This window comes from Streptomyces sp. NPDC002032 (assembly GCF_042890765.1).
Lineage (GTDB): Bacteria > Actinomycetota > Actinomycetes > Streptomycetales > Streptomycetaceae > Streptomyces.
Genome location: NZ_JBIASM010000002.1, coordinates 19,222 through 38,250 on the forward strand (window position 1 = coordinate 19,222; position 19,029 = coordinate 38,250).

12 protein-coding genes are annotated in these 19,029 nt (G+C 74.2%); 5 read left to right on the forward strand and 7 right to left on the reverse strand.

The window, feature by feature from the left end; all coding sequences use genetic code 11:
* The first annotated feature begins 164 nt into the window (after window positions 1–164).
* The 4 genes from ACFYYT_RS04220 (at window position 165) to ACFYYT_RS04235 (ending at window position 7,189) form a co-directional block, all read left to right on the forward strand.
* The gene (locus tag ACFYYT_RS04220; protein WP_388606915.1) at window positions 165–653 is read left to right on the forward strand and encodes an Rv3235 family protein; all 489 of its coding nucleotides are present in this window, start codon (window positions 165–167) and stop codon (window positions 651–653) included.
* A gap of 31 nt (window positions 654–684) precedes the next feature.
* Window positions 685–1,185, forward strand: coding sequence for a DUF6912 family protein (locus ACFYYT_RS04225; protein WP_351826880.1), 501 nt, complete (start codon window positions 685–687; stop codon window positions 1,183–1,185).
* On the forward strand, window positions 1,182–1,853 hold the full coding sequence (locus tag ACFYYT_RS04230) for an HAD hydrolase-like protein (protein WP_351826879.1): 672 nt from the start codon (window positions 1,182–1,184) through the stop codon (window positions 1,851–1,853). The genes ACFYYT_RS04225 and ACFYYT_RS04230 overlap by 4 nt, the downstream gene beginning before the upstream one ends.
* Window positions 1,854–2,221: 368 nt before the next feature.
* The gene (locus ACFYYT_RS04235) at window positions 2,222–7,189 is read left to right on the forward strand and encodes an NAD-glutamate dehydrogenase (protein WP_351826878.1); all 4,968 of its coding nucleotides are present in this window, start codon (window positions 2,222–2,224) and stop codon (window positions 7,187–7,189) included.
* Window positions 7,190–7,258: 69 nt separating this feature from the next.
* Here the strand turns inward: ACFYYT_RS04235 and ACFYYT_RS04240 are convergent, their stop codons facing one another.
* Both ACFYYT_RS04240 and ACFYYT_RS04245 read right to left on the reverse strand, forming a co-directional pair.
* Window positions 7,259–8,068 (reverse strand): ABC transporter ATP-binding protein, encoded by an 810-nt coding sequence (locus ACFYYT_RS04240; RefSeq protein ID WP_351826905.1) that lies wholly within the window; start codon window positions 8,066–8,068, stop codon window positions 7,259–7,261.
* Window positions 8,069–8,072: 4 nt separating this feature from the next.
* Window positions 8,073–8,924 carry an ABC transporter permease gene (locus tag ACFYYT_RS04245; protein ID WP_351826904.1) on the reverse strand — a complete coding sequence of 284 codons (852 nt, stop codon included), beginning with the start codon at window positions 8,922–8,924 and terminating at the stop codon, window positions 8,073–8,075.
* A gap of 237 nt (window positions 8,925–9,161) precedes the next feature.
* Between ACFYYT_RS04245 and ACFYYT_RS04250 the strand changes: the two genes are divergently transcribed.
* Window positions 9,162–9,776 (forward strand): TetR/AcrR family transcriptional regulator, encoded by a 615-nt coding sequence (locus ACFYYT_RS04250; protein WP_351826877.1) that lies wholly within the window; start codon window positions 9,162–9,164, stop codon window positions 9,774–9,776.
* A 51-nt stretch (window positions 9,777–9,827) separates the two neighbouring features.
* Here the strand turns inward: ACFYYT_RS04250 and ACFYYT_RS04255 are convergent, their stop codons facing one another.
* From ACFYYT_RS04255 to ACFYYT_RS04275, 5 genes are all read right to left on the reverse strand, one after another.
* Window positions 9,828–12,089, reverse strand: a complete 2,262-nt coding sequence (locus ACFYYT_RS04255; protein ID WP_351826876.1) for a bifunctional glycosyltransferase family 2 protein/CDP-glycerol:glycerophosphate glycerophosphotransferase — start codon at window positions 12,087–12,089, stop codon at window positions 9,828–9,830.
* Between the two features lie 125 nt (window positions 12,090–12,214).
* Entirely contained in the window at window positions 12,215–13,069 is an 855-nt protein-coding gene (locus ACFYYT_RS04260; RefSeq protein ID WP_351826875.1) for a carbohydrate ABC transporter permease, read from the reverse strand.
* On the reverse strand, window positions 13,066–14,445 hold the full coding sequence (locus ACFYYT_RS04265; protein WP_388606919.1) for a carbohydrate ABC transporter permease: 1,380 nt from the start codon (window positions 14,443–14,445) through the stop codon (window positions 13,066–13,068). The genes ACFYYT_RS04260 and ACFYYT_RS04265 overlap by 4 nt, the downstream gene beginning before the upstream one ends.
* Before the next feature lie 4 nt (window positions 14,446–14,449).
* Entirely contained in the window at window positions 14,450–15,811 is a 1,362-nt protein-coding gene (locus tag ACFYYT_RS04270) for an ABC transporter substrate-binding protein (RefSeq protein WP_351826874.1), read from the reverse strand.
* A gap of 108 nt (window positions 15,812–15,919) precedes the next feature.
* On the reverse strand, window positions 15,920–19,024 hold the full coding sequence (locus tag ACFYYT_RS04275; protein WP_388606920.1) for an FtsK/SpoIIIE domain-containing protein: 3,105 nt from the start codon (window positions 19,022–19,024) through the stop codon (window positions 15,920–15,922).
* Window positions 19,025–19,029: the final 5 nt, after the last annotated feature.

Consider the following 19,029-nt stretch of genomic DNA (forward strand, 5'->3'; position numbering starts at 1 on the left):
CCGGGGGGCTTGGGCCGGGTGGGACGGAGGGCCGGCGGGGGCGGGTCACCCGGATAGGTGGTGGGACGGGCGGGGCGCGGCGGAGGTCCCGCGGTGATTGCGGAGCGTCGCGGGGTGGCCGTAGAACGGTCACACCGAGTCACCGAACCTACGGGGGAACCGCCATGGACATCACCACCACCAGCCGCGCGGCGACCGGCGGCGAGGGCCGTGGCCGCACGGGCGCACCGGCCCGGACCCGGCCCGGCGGACGGCGGGACGCGCGGGGGCCGGGCGGGGGGCCGCGGGCGGGGCGCCGGGGCGGGCCGCACGACTGGTTCGCGCAGCGCCTGCTCGCGGTGCTGAGCGGCCAGCGGCCCGTCCACTCGCTGCTCGGGCTCACCGTGGGGCCCGCGTACGAGCAGCTGGCCTCCCTGGCCCCCACCCGGCCCGCACCGGACCGTCCGCGCCCCGTCCTGCGCCACTGCGGCCGGTTCCACCCGGGCCCGGGGGTCATCGAGGCGTTCGCGCGGATCGCCACCGGCGACCGGGTCTCCGCGATGGCCTTCCGCCTGGAGCAGGGCCCCGACCTGCGCTGGCGCTGCGCGGCGATCGAGATCCGGGGGCCCCGCACCAGGGGGGATTCGGTGCGGGAGGCCGCGGTCGTATCCTGAGGGCGTTTCCGACTACCGAAAGCAGCCGGCCATGCGCGTGTACGTCCCCCTGACACTCCCCGGTCTCGCCGAGGCGCACAAGGCGGGCGAGCTGGGGCCCGCCCCGCTCCGCGCGTACGCCGTGACGCCCGGGCTGCGGGAGTGGTACGTCTCCGACGACGTCGAGGAGCTGGAGTACGCCGCCCTGGGCCGGGCCGCGGCCGCCTCCCTGCGGCTGCTCGCCGCGGACGCGGACGCCCCGCGCCGCCGGGTCGTCGTCGCCCTCGACGTCGACGACAAGGCCGTCACCGCCGACCCCGGGGACGACGAGGCCGCCCTGGGCCGGGTCGCCCTCGCCGCCGCCGTGCGGCTCGCGGTGGCCGCCGCCGTGCACGCCGACGCCGACGACGCCGAACAGGACGTCGCCGCGGCCGCCGCCGCGCTGGAGGCCGCCGACGCCGGGGACGACGACGCGCGGACCGCCGTCGACGGCGCCGATGACCACGAGCTGCTCTGGTTCGGCGTGCAGGAGATCCCGGGGCTGCTGAGATGAGCGCCGAAACCGGTGCCCACATCGTCTGGGACTGGAACGGCACGCTGCTGCACGACATCGACGCCGTCATCGCTGCCACCAACGCCTCCTTCGCCGAACTGGGCTTCGCCGCGATCACCCTGGAGACGTACCGCGACCTGTACGTCGTACCGGTGCCGAAGTTCTACGAGCGCCTCATGGGCCGGCTGCCCACCGAGGAGGAGTGGCTCGTCATGGACGAGACCTTCCACCGGCACTACTGGGCCGCCGCCGGGACGGCGGGGCTGGCGGAGGGCGCCCGGGAGCTGCTGAGCGGCTGGCAGGCCGACGGGCTCACCCAGTCCCTGCTCTCCCTCGCGCCCCACGAGAAGCTCGTGCCGCTGGTGCGCACGCACGGGATCGAGCGGCACTTCCTGCGCGTCGACGGCCGCACCGGGCCCTCGCACACCACCAAGGCGGGACATCTCGTACGCCATATGGCTGCCATGGAGTCCACCGGAGTGACCGCCACAAGGACGATCCTCATCGGAGACGCGGTGGACGACGCGCTCGCCGCGGCGCACATCGGGGCCCGCGCCGTGCTGTACACGGGCGGTTCGCACAGCCGCACCAGTCTGGAATCGGCCGGTGTCCCCGTCGTGGACACCCTGGCCGACGCCGTCGCCGCAGCTCGCGAGCTGGCCGGATAGCTGCGCCGGGCACGTCCGGATGGCGGCGTCGCTGGCCAGAGTGTCCAGGTTTCCCCCCGGGATTTGTACAGATGCTGTCAATGACGAGCGGGGGGTGGGGCGAGATAGCCTTGTACCCGTGATCAGCGCGATAGTCATCGGGGGCACGGACGCCCCCGGCCCGCGCCCGGCGCACTTCCGTGCCCGGGCCCTCGCTGGTCCCCGCCGCCGGGACGTCCTGCAGATCATGGCCGAATCCCTCCCGGTCGGCTCATCCGACGCGAGCGCGTCGACACCCCATCCGGACGCACGCACCGCCCCGGGGCGGAGCTGCGTCCATCCTTCCTTCACCTACGTCACGCAATGGCGCGCGACAGGAGCCAGAGGACATGCAGACCAAGCTGGACGAAGCAAAGGCCGAGCTGCTCGCGCGGGCGGCACGGGTAGCTGAGAACAGCCCGGCCGGGGGGCTACTTCCGACTGGGTCCGAGCAAGGGGAGCGTCCCGAAAAGGGCACCACGCTCTCCTACCTCCAGCGCTACTACCTGCACACCGCCCCCGAAGACCTCGGCGACCGGGATCCGGTCGACGTGTTCGGTGCGGCGCTCTCCCACTACCGGCTCGCCGAGAACCGGCCGCAGGGCACGGCGAACGTCCGCGTGCACACCCCCACGGTCGAGGAGAACGGCTGGACCTCCAGCCACTCGGTCGTCGAGGTCGTCACCGACGACATGCCCTTCCTCGTCGACTCCGTCACCAACGAGCTGTCCCGCCAGGGCCGCGGCATCCACGTCGTGATCCACCCGCAGGTCGTCGTGCGCCGTGACGTCACCGGCAAGCTGATCGAGATCCTCGGCCCCGACTGCGACGCCCACGGCCCCCGGACCGCGCGCCCCCACGACTCGCTCGTCGAATCGTGGATCCACGTCGAGATCGACCGCGAGACCGACAAGGCCGACCTCAAGCAGATCACCGTCGACCTGCTGCGCGTCCTGTCCGACGTCCGCGAGTCCGTCGAGGACTGGGAGAAGATGCGTGACGCCGCGCTGCGCATCGCCGACGAGCTCCCCGCCGAGCCCACCGCGCCCGACCTGCGCGAGTACGAGCTCGAAGAGGCCCGCGAGCTGCTGCGCTGGCTCGCCGACGACCACTTCACCTTCCTCGGCTTCCGCGAGTACAACCTCGTCGACGGCGACGCCCTGACCGCCGTTCCCGGCACCGGCCTCGGCATCCTGCGCTCCGACCCGCTGCACAGCGGCAAGGAGGACGGCCACCCGGTGTCCCCGTCCTTCAACCGGCTGCCCGCCGACGCGCGCGCCAAGGCCCGCGAGCACCGCCTGCTGGTGCTGACCAAGGCCAACAGCCGCTCCACGGTCCACCGCCCGTCCTACCTCGACTACGTCGGCGTGAAGAAGTTCGACGCCGACGGCAACGTGGTCGGCGAGCGCCGCTTCCTCGGCCTGTTCTCCTCCGCCGCGTACACCGAGTCGGTGCGCCGCGTCCCGGTGATCCGCCGCAAGGTCACCGAGGTCCTCGACGGCGCCGGCTTCTCCCCGTCCAGCCACGACGGCCGCGACCTGCTCCAGATCCTGGAGACCTACCCGCGCGACGAGCTGTTCCAGACCCCGGTCGACCAGCTGCGGTCCATCGTCACCTCCGTGCTGTACCTCCAGGAGCGCCGCCGGCTGCGGCTGTACCTGCGCCAGGACGAGTACGGCCGCTACTACTCCGCGCTCGTCTACCTGCCGCGCGACCGCTACACCACCGGCGTGCGGCTGCGTCTGATCGACATCCTGAAGGAGGAGCTCGACGGCATCAGCGTCGACTTCACCGCCTGGAACACCGAGTCGATCCTCTCCCGGATCCACTTCGTCGTCCGCGTCCCGCAGGGCACCGAGCTGCCCGCGCTGACCGACGCCGACGTCGAGCGCATCGAGGGCCGCCTCGTCGACGCGGCCCGCTCCTGGGCCGACGGCTTCGGCGAGGCCCTGGTCGCCGAGCTGGGCGAGGAGCGCGCCGCCGAGCTGCTGCGCAAGTACGGCACCTCGTTCCCCGAGGGCTACAAGGCCGACCACTCGCCGCGCGCGGCCGTCGCCGACCTGTGCCACCTGGAGCGGCTCTCCGCCAGCGAGCGCGAGTTCGCGCTGTCGCTGTACGAGCCCGTCGGCGCGGGCCCCGGCGAGCGCCGGTTCAAGATCTACCGCACCGGCGAGCAGGTCTCCCTCTCCGCCGTCCTGCCCGTCCTGCAGCGTCTGGGCGTCGAGGTCACCGACGAGCGGCCGTACGAGCTGCGCCGCACCGACCGGGTCAGCGCCTGGATCTACGACTTCGGGCTGCGGATGCCGCTGGCGCCGGGCAACGGGGACTCCTACCTCGGCGACGACGCCCGCGAGCGCTTCCAGGAGGCCTTCGCGGCCGTCTGGACCGGCGAGGCCGAGAACGACAACTTCAACACCCTCGTCCTCGGCGCCGGGCTGACCTGGCGGCAGGCGGTCGTGCTGCGCGCGTACGCGAAGTACCTGCGCCAGGCCGGTTCCACCTTCAGCCAGGACTACATGGAGGACACCCTCCGCAACAACGTCCACACCACCCGGCTGCTGGTCTCGCTGTTCGAGGCCCGGATGTCGCCCGGCCGCCAGTCCGCCGGCACCGAGCTCATCGACGCCATGCTGGAGGAGCTCGACGGAGCCCTGGACCAGGTCGCCTCGCTCGACGAGGACCGGATCCTGCGGGCCTTCCTCACCCTGATCAAGGCGACGCTGCGCACCAACTTCTTCCAGCCGAACGACGCGGGCGAGCCGCACTCCTACGTGTCGATGAAGTTCGACCCGCAGGCCATCCCGGACCTGCCCGCGCCGCGCCCCGCCTACGAGATCTGGGTGTACTCCCCGCGCGTGGAGGGCGTCCACCTGCGCTTCGGCAAGGTCGCCCGCGGCGGCCTGCGCTGGTCCGACCGCCGTGAGGACTTCCGTACGGAGGTCCTGGGCCTGGTCAAGGCGCAGATGGTCAAGAACACGGTGATCGTGCCGGTCGGCGCCAAGGGCGGCTTCGTCGCGAAGAACCTGCCGGACCCGGCGGTGGACCGCGACGCGTGGCTCGCCGAGGGCATCGCCTCGTACAAGATCTTCATCTCGGCGCTGCTGGACATCACCGACAACATGGTCGCCGGGGAGGTCGTGCCGCCCAAGGCCGTGGTCCGTCACGACGAGGACGACACCTACCTCGTCGTCGCCGCCGACAAGGGCACCGCCACCTTCTCCGACATCGCCAACGGCGTGGCGGAGTCCTACGGCTTCTGGCTGGGCGACGCGTTCGCCTCCGGCGGCTCCGCGGGCTACGACCACAAGGGCATGGGCATCACCGCCCGCGGCGCCTGGGAGTCGGTCAAGCGGCACTTCCGCGAGCTGGGCCACGACACCCAGACCGAGGACTTCACGGTCGTCGGCGTCGGCGACATGTCCGGCGACGTCTTCGGCAACGGCATGCTGCTCTCCGAGCACATCCGCCTCGTCGCGGCCTTCGACCACCGGCACATCTTCATCGACCCGACGCCGGACGCGGCCACCTCCTACGCGGAGCGCCGCCGGCTGTTCGACCTGCCCCGCTCCTCCTGGGCGGACTACGACACCGCGCTGTTGTCGGCCGGCGGCGGGATCCACCCGCGCAGCGCCAAGGCCATCCCGGTCAACGCGCAGATGCGGGCGGCCCTCGGCATCGAGGCGGGCGTCACCAAGATGACCCCGGCCGAGCTGATGCAGACCATCCTCCAGGCCCCCGTGGACCTGCTGTGGAACGGCGGCATCGGCACGTACGTCAAGGCCACCGCCGAGACCCACGCCGATGTCGGCGACAAGGCCAACGACGCCATCCGCGTCAACGGCTCCGACGTCCGCGCCAAGGTGATCGGCGAGGGCGGCAACCTGGGCCTGACCCAGCTCGGCCGCATCGAGTTCGCCCGCACCGGCGCCGGCGGCGAGGGCGGCAAGGTCAACACCGATGCCATCGACAACAGCGCGGGCGTGGACACCTCCGACCACGAGGTGAACATCAAGATCCTGCTGAACGCGGTGGTCTCGGACGGCGACATGACGGTCAAGCAGCGCAACAAGCTGCTCGCCGAGATGACCGACGAGGTCGGCCACCTGGTGCTGCGCAACAACTACGCGCAGAACACCGCGCTCGCCAACGGCGCCGCCCAGGCGCCGAGCCTGCTCCACGCGCAGCAGCGCTTCATGCGCCGCCTGGAGCGGACCGGACGGCTCGACCGGCAGCTGGAGTTCCTGCCCACGGACCGGCAGATCCGCGAGCTGCTGAGCAACGGCAAGGGCCTGACCCAGCCGGAGCTGGCCGTCCTGTTCGCGTACACCAAGATCACGGTGGCGGACGAGCTCATCGCCACCGGGCTGCCGGACGACCCGTACCTGCGCCGTCTGCTGCACGCGTACTTCCCGGGCGCCCTGCGCGCGAAGTTCCCCGAGCAGATCGACGCGCACGCCCTGCGCCGGGAGATCATCACGACCCTGCTGGTCAACGACACCGTCAACACCGGTGGTACGACCTTCCTGCACCGTCTGCGGGAGGAGACCGGGGCGTCCACCGAGGAGATCGTGCGGGCGCAGCTGTCGGCCCGCGAGATCTTCGGCCTGGCCGAGGTGTGGGACGCCGTCGAGGCGCTCGACAACAAGGTCGCGGCCGACGTCCAGACCCGGGTGCGGCTGCACTCGCGCCGTCTGGTCGAGCGCGGTACGCGCTGGCTGCTCAACAACCGGCCGCAGCCGCTCCAGATCACCGAGACCATCGAGCTGTTCTCGTCCCGGGTGGAGCAGGTCTGGGCCGAGCTGCCGAAGCTGGTGCGCGGCGCGGACCTGGAGTGGTACCGGTCGATCATGGACGAGCTGACCGGCGAGGGCGTGCCGGAGGAGCTCGCGGCGAAGGTGGCCGGCTTCTCCTCGGCGTTCCCGACGCTGGACATCGTCGCCATCTCGGACCGCACGGGCGTGGACCCGCTGTCCGTCGCCGAGGTGTACTACGACCTCGCCGACCGGCTGGACATCACCCAGCTGATGGACCGGATCATCGAACTGCCGCGGTCCGACCGCTGGCAGTCGATGGCCCGTGCCTCCATCCGCGAGGACCTGTTCGCGGCGCACGCCGCGCTGACCGCCGACGTGCTGGCGGTGGGCGACGGGGACGCGACTCCCGAGGAGCGGTTCAAGCTCTGGGAGGAGAAGAACGCGGCGATCATCGGCCGGGCCCGGACGACCCTGGACGAGATCCGGGGTTCGGACGACTTCGACCTGGCGAACCTGTCGGTGGCGATGCGGACGATGCGTTCGCTGCTGCGCGTCCACGCGTAGCCGGCGCCGTACGGCGAACGGCGAACGGGCGGGCCCGGGACCACTGGTGGTCCCGGGCCCGCCCGTCTTTCAGCGGCGGGTGAAGGCCTCGTAGGCGTCGCAGACCTCCGCGGAGGGGCCGTCCATGCGCAGGACGCCCGATTCGAGCCAGATCGCGCGGTCGCAGGTCTCGCGGACGGTGCCGATGCCGTGGCTGACGAGGAAGACGGTGCCGGCGCGGGCGCGGAGCTCCTCGATGCGGGCCTGGCTGCGGCGCTGGAAGGCGGCGTCGCCGGTGGCCAGGGCCTCGTCGATCATCAGGACGTCGTGGTCCTTGGCGGCGGCGATGGAGAACCGCAGCCGGGCGCCCATGCCGGAGGAGTAGGTGCGCATGGGCAGGGAGATGAAGTCGCCCTTCTCGTTGATGCCGGAGAAGTCGACGATGTCCTGGTAGCGCTCGTGGATCTGCCGGCGGGTCATGCCCATGGCGAGGCCGCCGAGGACCACGTTGCGTTCGCCGGTGAGGTCGTTCATCAGGGCCGCGTTCACGCCCAGGAGCGAGGGCTGGCCGTGCGAGTAGACGGCCCCGGAGGCCACCGGCTGGAGGCCGGCGATGGCCTTCAGGAGGGTGGACTTGCCCGATCCGTTGGAGCCGATGAGCCCGATCGCCTCGCCCTTGTACGCGGTGAAGCTGACGCCCCTGACGGCGTGCACCTCGCGGACGCCGGGGGCGGGCGTGCGGGAGAAGATCCGGCTGAGGGCGGCGGTGGCGCCGCCCTTGCGGGTGCCGGAGCCGTGCACCTTGTAGACGACGTGGACCTCGTCGGCGATCACGGTGGGGATCCGCCCGCCGGGGGCGGCGGGGCCGGGAGCGGTGGTGGGTGTCGTGCTGCGGGTCAGGGTGTCAGCCACGGCCGTACTCCTCCTCTGCCTTCCAGAAGTAGACGAACCCGCCGACGCCGGCGAGCAGGGCCCAGCCGATGGCGATCGGCCAGACGTGGTGGGGCAGCGACGACGCCTTGAAGCTGTCGATCAGGGCGAAGCGCATGAGGTCGATGTAGACGGCCGCCGGGTTGGTCTTGAGCGCGAGGGCGACCCAGTGGGGCAGCTGGTCCGTCTTCAGGATGGAGTCGATGGACCACATCACGCCCGAGGAGTACATCCAGGTGCGGAGCACGAAGGGCATCAGCTGGCTGACGTCCGGGCTCTTGCTGCCGATGCGGGCCATCACCAGGGCGCAGCCCGCGCAGAAGACGGCCATCAGGAACAGGGCCGGCAGGGCGATCAGCCAGGCCGGGCCGGGGGTCTGGCCGAAGGCGAGGAGCAGGATGACCAGGGCGCCCATGGTGACGAGCAGCTGCTGGAAGAGCTGCACGACGGAGGAGATGGGCAGGCTGGCGCGGGGGAAGTGCAGGGCGCGGACCAGGCCGAGGTTGCCGTGGACGGCGCGGGTGCCGGCGTTGATGGAGCTGCCGATGAAGTCCCAGACGAAGACGCCGGTGATGAGGAACGGCAGGTAGTCGGAGACGCCGTGGCTGGCGTGCATCACGATGCCGAAGATGAAGTAGTAGACGGCCGCGTTGAGCAGCGGCGTCATCAGGTGCCAGACCTGGCCGAGCTTGGCCGTGCTGTACGTGGCGTGCATGCGGGCGCTGGCGTACGCCGTCACGAAGTGGCGCCGGCCCCAGAGCTGCGCGAGGTAGCGGGGCAGGGAGGGGCGGGCGCCGCTGACGGTCAGGCCGTGGGCCGCCGCCAGCTCCGCGGCGGTCGGCGGTGCGGTGTCGCTCTCGGCGGTGTCGCTCTGGGCGGTGTTGCTCTTCGCGGTGACGCTCTTCGCGGTGTCGCTGGTCACGGTCACGGGGGTCGCTTTCGACGGGGGCGGGGCGCCGCTGGCGATGGGACGGGTCCGTATCGTCGCTACGGTGAGGTTAGGGCGTTCCGGCGTCGGAACGCAACCGTATCGTCGTGACGATGCCGCCGCTATGCTCTGTGCATGACCACCGAGCCCGCCCCCGCCCCCGCCCGCCGCGCCCCCGCAGGGGCCGCCGTCCTGCGCGAGGACGTGACCGAGGCGATCCGCGCCGCGGTCGTGGAGGAACTGGCGGCGGTGGGCTTCGCCCGGATGTCGATCGAGGGCATCGCCCGCCGGGCCGGGGTCGGCAAGACCGCCGTCTACCGGCGCTGGAAGTCCAAGCTGCACCTGGTGCTCGACCTGGTGGGCGCCGTCGCCGCCGACGGGATCCCGGTACCGGCCACGGGCTCGCTGTACGGGGACGTACGGGCCCTGCTGGAGGTCATGTCACACGTACTGCGCCACCCGGTGGCCTCGGCGGTGATCCCCGACCTCCTGGTGGAGGCAGCCCGCAACCCCGAGATCGCGGACGCGGTGCGGGGCGCCCTGCTGGACGGCCAGAAGCGGCTCGCCGAGGGCATCGTCGCCGAGGCCGTCGGGCGCGGGGAGCTCCCGGCGACGGCCTGCCCCGACCGGGCGCTCGACCTGGCGATCGGGCCGCTGTACTGGCGCCAGGTGGTCGTACGGGACGCCGTCGCGGCCGGGTACCTGGACGAGCTGGCCCGGTCCGTGGTGGCGGGCCTGCGGGCGGACTGACGGCGGGGCCGGCCGCGGGCCGACCCGGGGTACGGAGCCGGCCCCGAGCGGTCAGTAGGCGAAGCGCGGGGTCAGGGCCGGCTCCGGGACCGGCGCCGGGGCCGCCGGGGCGGGCCGGCGCTCCTCCAGCGGGGTGACCGCCGGGAGCGTCGCGGACTGGCCGAGGAAGACTCGGCGCACGACCCGCTCGGCGGCGTACCCGTCGTCGAAGGAACAGAACCGGGTCCGGAAGGCCGACCGCAGCTGCGCCGAGCGCGAGCCCTGCCAGTGGCCGGTGGCGAAGATGTCGACCAGCTCGTCCTCCGTGCGCGCGACCGCCCCCGGCGGGCAGGCCCGCAGGTCGAAGTAGGTGCCCCGGGCGGCCTCGTACGCCTCCCAGTCGTCCGCGTGGATCACGATCGGCCGGTCGAGCGCCGCGTAGTCGAACATCAGGGACGAGTAGTCCGTGACGAGCGCGTCCGAGGCCAGGCAGAGCTCCTCCACCGACGGGTACGCGCAGACGTCGATCAGCCGGGGGTGCGCGTCCCAGGGCCGGTCGGTGCCCGCGTACGTCAGGTGGGTGCGGGCGAGCAGGACGAAGCGCGGGCCCAGGTCACGCAGGACCCGCTCGAAGTCCAGGTGCTCGGGCCGGCTGCGGCGGTAGTCGCGGTGCGTGGGGGCGTACAGGATCGCGCAGGAGCCCGGCGGGATCCCGAGGCGCTCCCGCAGCGCCAGCACGTCGGACTGGGTGGCCCGGTGGAAGGCGTCGTTGCGCGGGTAGCCGTACTCCAGGGTGGTGTACGAGGAGGGCACGGCCCGCTCCCACACCAGCGTGGAGTGCCGGTTAGCGGAGAGCAGGTAGTCCCACTGGTCGGCGCCGCGCAGCAGACCCGCGAAGTCCGTGGTCGGGGTGGCCGCCGGGCGGTCCTGGAGGTCGAGGCCGACCCGCTTGAGCGGGGTGCCGTGCTGGGTCTGCAGCAGGATCTGCCCCGGCCGCTTGACCAGCGCGCGGTCGAAGTTGACGTTCGTGGTGAGGTACGTGGCCCGGGCCAGGGCGCTCCAGTACGCGGCCGAGCCGGGCCGCAGCGCGGTCGTCTCGGGCGGCAGCGTCGCGGCGTGCTCCGGACCGCAGATCCAGGCCGTGCGCATCCGCGGGGCCAGCTCCCGCAGCTTCGCCTCGATCGCCGCCGGATTGCAGGCGTAGCCGCCGTGCCAGTACGCGGAGAAGACGGCCAGCTCCGGGCGCAGCGGCAGCAACCGCTGGAGGCGGTAGTGGGCGCGCAGCGCGCACTCGCGCAGCCCCCGGCCCAGGGCTCCGGCCGTGCCGCCCGCCGCCAGGCCCGCCGCGCGCAGCACGGACAGCAGCCCGTAGGCGCGCCGCAGCCCGAGCCGCATCAGGCCGTGCCGCAGCCGGTCGGCGCGCGACAGGGACGGGGGCGGCGAGCCGGAGCCCGCGCCCGGGGCCCGGTGGCGGCGCAGCAGGACCGAGGCCCGCGCGAAGAACTCGGCGCGTGCGGCGCGCGGGAGGCGGCGCGGGTCGGCGTACAGGGCGCAGAGGTGTTCCGCCATCCGCCGGTGCACGGCGGGCCGCCAGCGCTCCAGTCCGGGGCGGGTGGCGAGGTGGCCGAAGACCCGCTCGTACTGGTCGAGGACGTCGAGGTGGCGGCGGGTCGAGGTGGTCAGGAGGGATCCGGTGCGGCGTCGGCGGTGGTGCACGCAGACCCGGTCCAGGACGGCGACGGACTCGGCGGCCAGCAGCGCCGGATAGGTCCAGGGGGTGTCCTCGTAGAGGCCGGGCGGGAATGCGAGGCCCTCGCGTTCCACGTACTCGCGGCGGTAGGCCTTGTTCCACACCACCGCCGGCATGCCGAGCAGCGCCGGCCGGTCGGCGAGGCGGAAGCTGGCCGGGCCCTCCTCGGTGAGGCGGTGCGCGAACCGGTCGCGCACCGCCTCGCCGGTCCAGCAGGTGCTGGCGTGGTCGTACACGAGGACGTCGGGGGAGCCGGTGGCCTTCAGGCGGTCGGTGACGGCCTGGAGCGCGCCGGGCGCCAGGGTGTCGTCGCCGTCGAGGAAGACCAGGTAGTCGCCGCTCGCCCGGGCCAGGCCCGCGTTGCGGGCCGGGCCCGGGCCGAGGGTGTGCGCCAGGTGCACCGCGGTGACCCGGGGGTCGCGCGCCGCGTACTCGTCGATGATCGAACCGCAGGCGTCCGGGGAGGCGTCGTCCACCGCGATCAGCTCCAGATCCGGGTACGACTGGGACAGGACCGACTCCAGGCTCTCCTGGAGGTACGCCTGAACCTTGTACGCGGGCACGATGACGCTGAACCGGGGCACGGCACATCCAGGGGTCGGCGCGGGCAGGTGGCCCAGGAACCCCGCGCGCGGCGTTCGGGTTACGCGGCGCGCGGCATTCGGGTTACCCAGCGTCAACGCCGCACGTCAACCCCTTGATCGCGCCGTTACTTGACGGCTCCGGCCATCACCCCCGTCACGAACTGCCGCTGGAACGCGAAGAACACGACGAGCGGCACCACCATCGACAGGAACGCCCCCGGCGCCAGCACGTCGATGTTGTTCCCGAACTGCCTCACCTGCTGCTGGAGCGCGACGGTGACCGGCGGGTGCGCCGAGTCCGCGAAGACCAGCGCGACCAGCATGTCGTTCCACACCCACAGGAACTGGAAGATGCCGAGCGAGGCGATGGCCGGTCCGCCCAGCGGCAGCACCACCCGGGCGAACAGGCGCAGTTCGCCCGCCCCGTCCAGGCGGGCCGCCTCCAGCAGTTCGCGCGGGATCTGCGCGAAGAAGTTCCGCAGCAGGAACACCGCGAACGGCAGCCCGAACGCGGTGTGGAACAGCACCACCCCCGCCGTGGTCTCGAACAGCCCGACGGCGCCGAAGAGCCGGGACACCGGGATCAGCGCCACCTGCACCGGGACCACCAGCAGCCCCACCACGACCAGGAAGAGCCCGTCGCGCCCGGGGAACTCCAGCCAGGCGAAGGCGTATCCGGCGAGCGAGCCCAGGGCGACCACGAGCAGCGTCGCCGGGACGGCGATCGCCACCGTGTTCAGCAGCGAACCGGTGATGGTGTCGTTCGCCAGCAGCCGGGAGTAGTTCGCCGCCGTCAGCTTCGACGGCTCGGTCAGCACCTGCCACCAGCCGCCGGTGTTCAGGTCGGTGGGGGACAGGAACGAGGAGATCAGCAGGCCGAGCGTGGGCAGCAGCCAGAACAGCGCCGCCAGGACGAGGAAGACGCGGACGGCCCCGGACGCGGCGCGCGCCGCGAGCCGGCCGACGGCGGGTGTGCTCATCGGTCCCCCTCCTTGCGCAGCCTGCGGATGTTCACCAGCATCACCGGCACCACCAGGACCAGCAGCAGCACCGCGATGGCACTGCCCAGCCCCTGGTCGGCGTCCGTCCCGAACGAGGTGCGGTACAGCTGGAGCGCGAGCACGTTCGCGTCGTCCTGCACCGCGCCCGGCGCGATCACGAAGACCAGGTCGAAGATCTTCATCACGTTGATGACGAGGGTCACCAGCACCACCGACAGCACCGGCGCCAGCAACGGCACCGTGATCCGCCGGAACACCTGCCACTCGCCCGCCCCGTCGACCCGCGCCGCCTCCAGCAGCTCCCGCGGTACGGCGGCCAGCCCGGCCCCGATCAGCACCATCGCGAAACCGGCCCACATCCATACGTACGCCCCGATCACCGCCGGGGTCACCAGCGTCGGGCCGAGCCACTCCACCCCCGCGTACGCGGCCCGGAAGTTGGCGCCGGGCAGCCGCAGCCGCGCCCCGTCGGCCGCCGCCGGCAGGGAGAAGGTGCCGTCCGCGCGGGCCGTCGCCGAGGCCACCACCCGCCCGTCCCGCACCGCCTCCACCCGCATCCCGGAGAACCCCTGCTCGGTGGCGTCGACCGCGTTCGTCCGGCCGCCGCCGCCCCGGGTGAAGTCCTGCCAGACGGTGCCGGTCACCTTCCCCGGCTCCGCGGCGGCCACCCCGGCCGTACGGGTCCCCGCCGGCAGGTCCTCCGGCGCCACCCCGACCAGCGGCAGCATCACCGGCACCCCCGCCCGTACCGCCGTACGCGTCACGAACGCGCCGCCCTCGGCCGGCTCCAGCGGGGAGTCCCGGCCCGGGCGGGCCTTCGGGAACGCGGACGACTCGGCGAAGGTGTCGTGCACCCCCACCCACACCGCGTTGGCCACCCCCCGCTGCGGGTCGTGGTCGTAGACCAGCCGGAAGATGATGCCCGCCGCCAGCATCGAGATCGCCATCGGCATGAACACCAGCAGCTTGAACGCCGTGCCCCAGCGCACCCGTTCGGTCAGCACCGCGAAGATCAGCCCGAGGGCGGTGGCCGTCGTCGGCGCCAGCACCACCCACAGCGCCGTATTGCCCAGCGCGGTACGGATCGTCGGATCCCGCACGATCTCCCCGTAGTTGGCCGCCCCCACGAACACGTCGCCGGAGCGGTCGAAGAGGCTGCGGTAGAGGGAGTAGCCGATGGGCTGCACGACCAGTGCCCCCAGCAGCACCAGCGCCGGCAGCAGGAACGCCGCCGCCACCAGCCGGCGGCGCCCGGCGTCCGACCGCAGGCCGGACGCCCGCGCCGCGCGGGGCGCCGGACGGGGCGCCGGACGGGGCGGTCCGGCGGGCGGACCGTTTTCGACCGTGGCCGGCACGGGATCAGTTCCCGTACGCCTTGGCCGCGTCCGCCTCCAGTTTCGCCTGGGTGCCCGCCACGTCCGACGGGTTCGCCAGGAAGTCCTGGAGCGTCTTCCACTCCCCGGCCCCCGGCGTCCCGCCGAAGGCGGCCGGAGCCTGGTCCGACATGTCGAAGCGGAAGTCGTCGCCCGCCGCGATCAGCGCCTTCGCGATGCCCCGCTGGATGTCGTTGGGGTACGCGCCCGGGGCCACCGCCTTGTTCGGGGAGATGAAACCGCCCTCCCGGGCCTGGATCTCCGCCGCGTCCGCCGACGCCAGGAACGTCAGCAGCGCCTGTGCCCCCTTCGACGCCTTCAGCGCCACCGCCACGTCACCGCCCGAGACCACCGGCGCCTTCGCGCCCACCGCCGGGAAGGGGAACACCAGCGCGTCCTCGCCGACCTTCGCCTGGGTCTGCGCGATGTTCACCGCCACGAAGTCGCCCTCGAAGACCATCGCCGCCGCGGGCCGGTCACCGCCGGTGAAGGTCTGCGTCACCGACTTCGGGAACTCCGTCGCCAGCGCCCCGGCCGTCCCGCCCGCCAGGTAGTCCTTGCGTCCGAACAGTTCGCCCAGCGTGGTCAGCGCCTGCTTGACGCTGTCGTCCGTCCACTTCAGCTCGTGCCGGGCCAGCCGGTCGTACTTCTCCGGGCCCGCCTGCGAGAGGTAGACGTTCTCGAACCAGTCCGTCAGGGTCCAGCCGTCCGCGCCCGCCACCGACACCGCCGGCGTGCCCGACGCGGAAAGGGTGTCGGCCGCCGCGAGCAGCTCCTTCCAGGTCCCCGGGGGCTTGACCCCCGCCGCCTCGAAGGCCTTCGCGTTGTACCAGACCAGCGACTTGTTCGCCGCCTTGTAGTACACCCCGTACTGGGTTCCGTCGACCGCGCCCAGCTTCTTCCAGCCCGGCGAGTAGTTCGCGTCCAGCTGCGCCGTCGCCTCCGGGCCCACCGGCTGCACCCACTTGTTCTTCACCGCCGACACCAGCGCCCCGACCTGCGGGAGCAGCGCCACGTCCGGCGGCTGACCCCCCGCGATCTTGGTGCCGAGGAAGGTGACGATCGGGTCCTGCGCCGGGACGAAGGTGACGGAGGCGCCCGTCCGCTTCTCGAACTCCTTCAGCACCTTCGTGAAGTTGGCCTGTTCCCCGCCCGTCCAGACGGCCGCCACCGAGAGCTTCTCGCCGTCCAGTTTCGGCAGCTCCACGCGCCGCGCCGACGGTTCGCCCGCCCCGGTCCGCTCCGGACCCGGCTGCGGACCGCCGCCGCACGCCGAGAGCGCCAGCGCGCCCGCGGCCGCCAGTGCCGTCCAGCCGAATCTCGTACGGCTCGTTCCGTGCTCGCGCATGGCTGTGCCCCCGATGTCCGTGGTGTGTCCCGGACCACAAGGTCTACGCCGACCCGGGCGCCCCCGCAATAGCGCGTGACGGGGGCGCCACCGGGCCGGTACGGGGCCTCAGGGCGCGGGCGGGAACAGCACCGGCACCGCCGAGACCAGGTGGGAGGCCCGCTCCAGGGCACTGGCCAGCAGCGCCAGGTCGGTCGGGCCGTTGCCCAGCTCGCGCACCGGACGGCGGGCCGGTGGATCACCCATCCGCTCCCACTCCACCGGCACCACGGTCGGCCGCAGCGTCGCCGTGCGCGGGATCCGGCCCGTCACCCGGCCCGCCTGGAACGGCACCGCGCGCCCGTCCGCGTACCGCAGCACGCCGCGGCCCGGACCCGGGCGGTCCGGCGCGTCCAGCTCGACCCGCAGCGTCGAGCGGCGCACCAGCTCGGTCTCCGCCGTCCGGTCCGGGCGGGCACTGGCCGCGATCAGGTGCACCCCGAGCCGGGTGCCCTCGCGGGCCACCGCCTCCAGCGCCCGCACCACCGAACCGGCCGCCGGGCGGCCCGTACTGCCCAGCGCGGGCGCGACCAGCGCGTCGAAGTCGTCCACCAGCACCACCAGCCGGGGCAGCGGACTCGGCCCGGCCGGCGGCTCGGCGCGGGTGGCCGCCGCCCGCAGCCGCAGGGTGCCGGTGCGCGGGGAGTCGAGGTCGCCGCGCAGCTCGCCCGGGGTGGGCCGGCGGGGTGCGACCATCCGGCCCGACAGCTCCCGCCCGGCGTGCCACTCCGCGAAGGCGACCCCGTCCAGCAGCTCGTGGCGGCGCTTCAGCTCCGCGCCGAGGGCCTGCGCGAACTCCCGCATGCGCAGCGGGTCCGAGGCCACCAGGTGGGCCGACACGTGCGGGAGCTCCGTGCACGGCAGGAGGCCGTCGCCGCGCTCCCCGCCGGCGCCGTCCAGCAGGACCAGGCCCAGCCGGTCGGGGCGGGCCGCCGCCGAGAGGGACGCGGCCAGCGAGCGCAGCAGCTCCGTGCGGCCGCTCCCGGCGGGACCCTCCACCAGCAGGTGCGGTCCGTCGTGGACCAGCTCGGCGCCGACCGGGCCGCGCCGGCCCGCGCCGAGCACGATCTCGGCGCGGCCGCCGACGTCCTGGCCCTGGTCGGTGGCGGCCGCCCAGCGGGCCATCAGGGAGGCCGGGGTGGCCCGGGCCAGGCCGAGCTCGTCGAGGAGCCGCGACGCCGCCGGCAGGCTCGCCGCCGCCGGCCGGTACCCCGAACCCTCCCCGGCCGCCCCCTCCGCGCGCAGCGGGGCCAGCGCCCGGGCGAACCGCTCCGCCCAGGCGGCCGAGACCCCGTCCGCGACGGCCGTCTCCCCGGGCGGCTGGAGTCTGCCGCCCGCCACCGCGAAGAGGCGGACGGCCGTGGCGACGTCCCCGCTCAGCAGGGCGGCCGCCGTACAGTCCCGCAGCGCCGGAGCGGCCGCGCAGGCCGCCTCGTACGTCGCCGCCACCGGAGAGGCCGCGGTCGCCGCCGGCGCCTCCGCGAGCACCAGTACGTGGATGCCCGCGGCCGCCCCGTGCGAGGCGAGCCGGGCCGTGACGTCGCGCAGGGCGCCCGCGCCCGGATCGCCGTCCAGGACCACCAGGGTGCGCGGGCCCGCGTAGGCCCGCGCGGCCTGCCGCAGCGCCGCCGCGTCGGCCGCCGCCCAGTTCGTGCCGAGCGCGCTGTCGTCCAGGCGCCGGGCCAGCTCCCCGGTCCGGGCCGCCGCCTGCTCCCGGTCGTACGCCAGCAGCAGCCGGCAGTCCTGTCCGTGCGCCGGGCGTACGTGGGGCAGCCAGCCGAGCCAGCCCCAGTCGCGCCGCCGCTCCTGGAGGGGGCGTACGCGGTCCGCCGCCAGCAGCACCACCTCCAGCCGCGCGGGCGCGTGCAGCCCGGCCAGCTGGGCGATCACCGACCGGGCCACGCCCGTCAGCCGCGCCCGCGGCCCCGTGATCCCGAGCGAACCGCACGCGGTCAGCGCCACCCGGCTCCCGGCGCCGAGTCCGGCCTCCAGGAACCCGGGGTGGCCGGGGCCGCGCGACCAGAGCCGCTCCGTCGGCCCGAGCGCCGCCAGCAGCAGCGACGCCGGGTCGTCGGCGTCGGGCACCGCGGCCGCCACCACCGGCTCCGCCTCGGCCCCGGCCTCCTCCGGGGCCCCTTCGCCGCGCACCCACCGGCGCGCCCAGGCCCCGAGCCCGCGCCGCTTGCCGCCGCCCGCCGGGCCGTCGGCGGGGTCGTCGGCGGGGACGCCCGCCGGACCGCCGCCGTACGTGCCGGGGGAGCCCGCGCCGGGCGTGCCGGGGCGGGGGGTGCCGGGGTGCAGGCCCATGCCGGAGTCGGGGGGCTCCCTGCGGGGGCCGCTCCCGCCGGGCGCGGGCCATTCGGCGGGAGCGCCGCCGGAGGCTGCCGGGGCGCCGGGGGCCGGGGGCCAGGAGGTGCCGGCGCCGCCGCCGGTGTGCGGGCCGGGGTCCGGGGCGTGGGGGGCGGAACCGCCCGCGCCGTCGGCGCCGCCGGGGGCGTGCGTGCGGCCCGGGAGCGCGAGGTGGCCCTCCAGGTCCGGGGCGACGGGCAGGGGGCGCGCGCCCCCTGCGGCCAGCCGGAGCGTCGATTCGCCGATGCGCAGCAGCGCGCCCGGCGCCAGCGGGACCGCCCGCACGCCCACCGGGGCGCCGTCGAGGGTGGTGCCGTTCGTCGAGCCGAGGTCGGCCACCGCCACCCGGCCGTCCGCCCCCACCGTCACCGCGCAGTGCAGCCGTGACACGTCCGGGTCGTCCAGCGGTACGTCCGCGTCCGCCGAGCGCCCGATGCGAATGGCCCCGGGGTGCAGCAGGTGCACACCGCCCGCGTCGGGCCCGGCCACCACGTGCAGCTGCGGTTCGGCGGGGCCGTCGCCCGCCGGGAGGCCGCAGTCGCCGACGGCGTCCGCGTCCGGGGCGGGGGCGTTGAGCGTCAGCACCGCGCCGTCCACCAGCGGGGGCTCCCCGAGCACGGCGCGCTGCGCGTCCAGCCGGCGCGCACCGCAGTAGAGCACCACCGTGCCGCCGGTGTCGGGCCCGCCGACGGTCGCCGCGAGCCCGGAGGCGACCGCGGCCAGCGCGGTCCCGGCGGGCGCGGTGACGAGCACGTCACAGCCGGCCGGGGCGGTGGAGCTCTGGTGGCCGCTGCGCGGCCCGAGGACGGTCAGCCGGATCTGCATCGCGT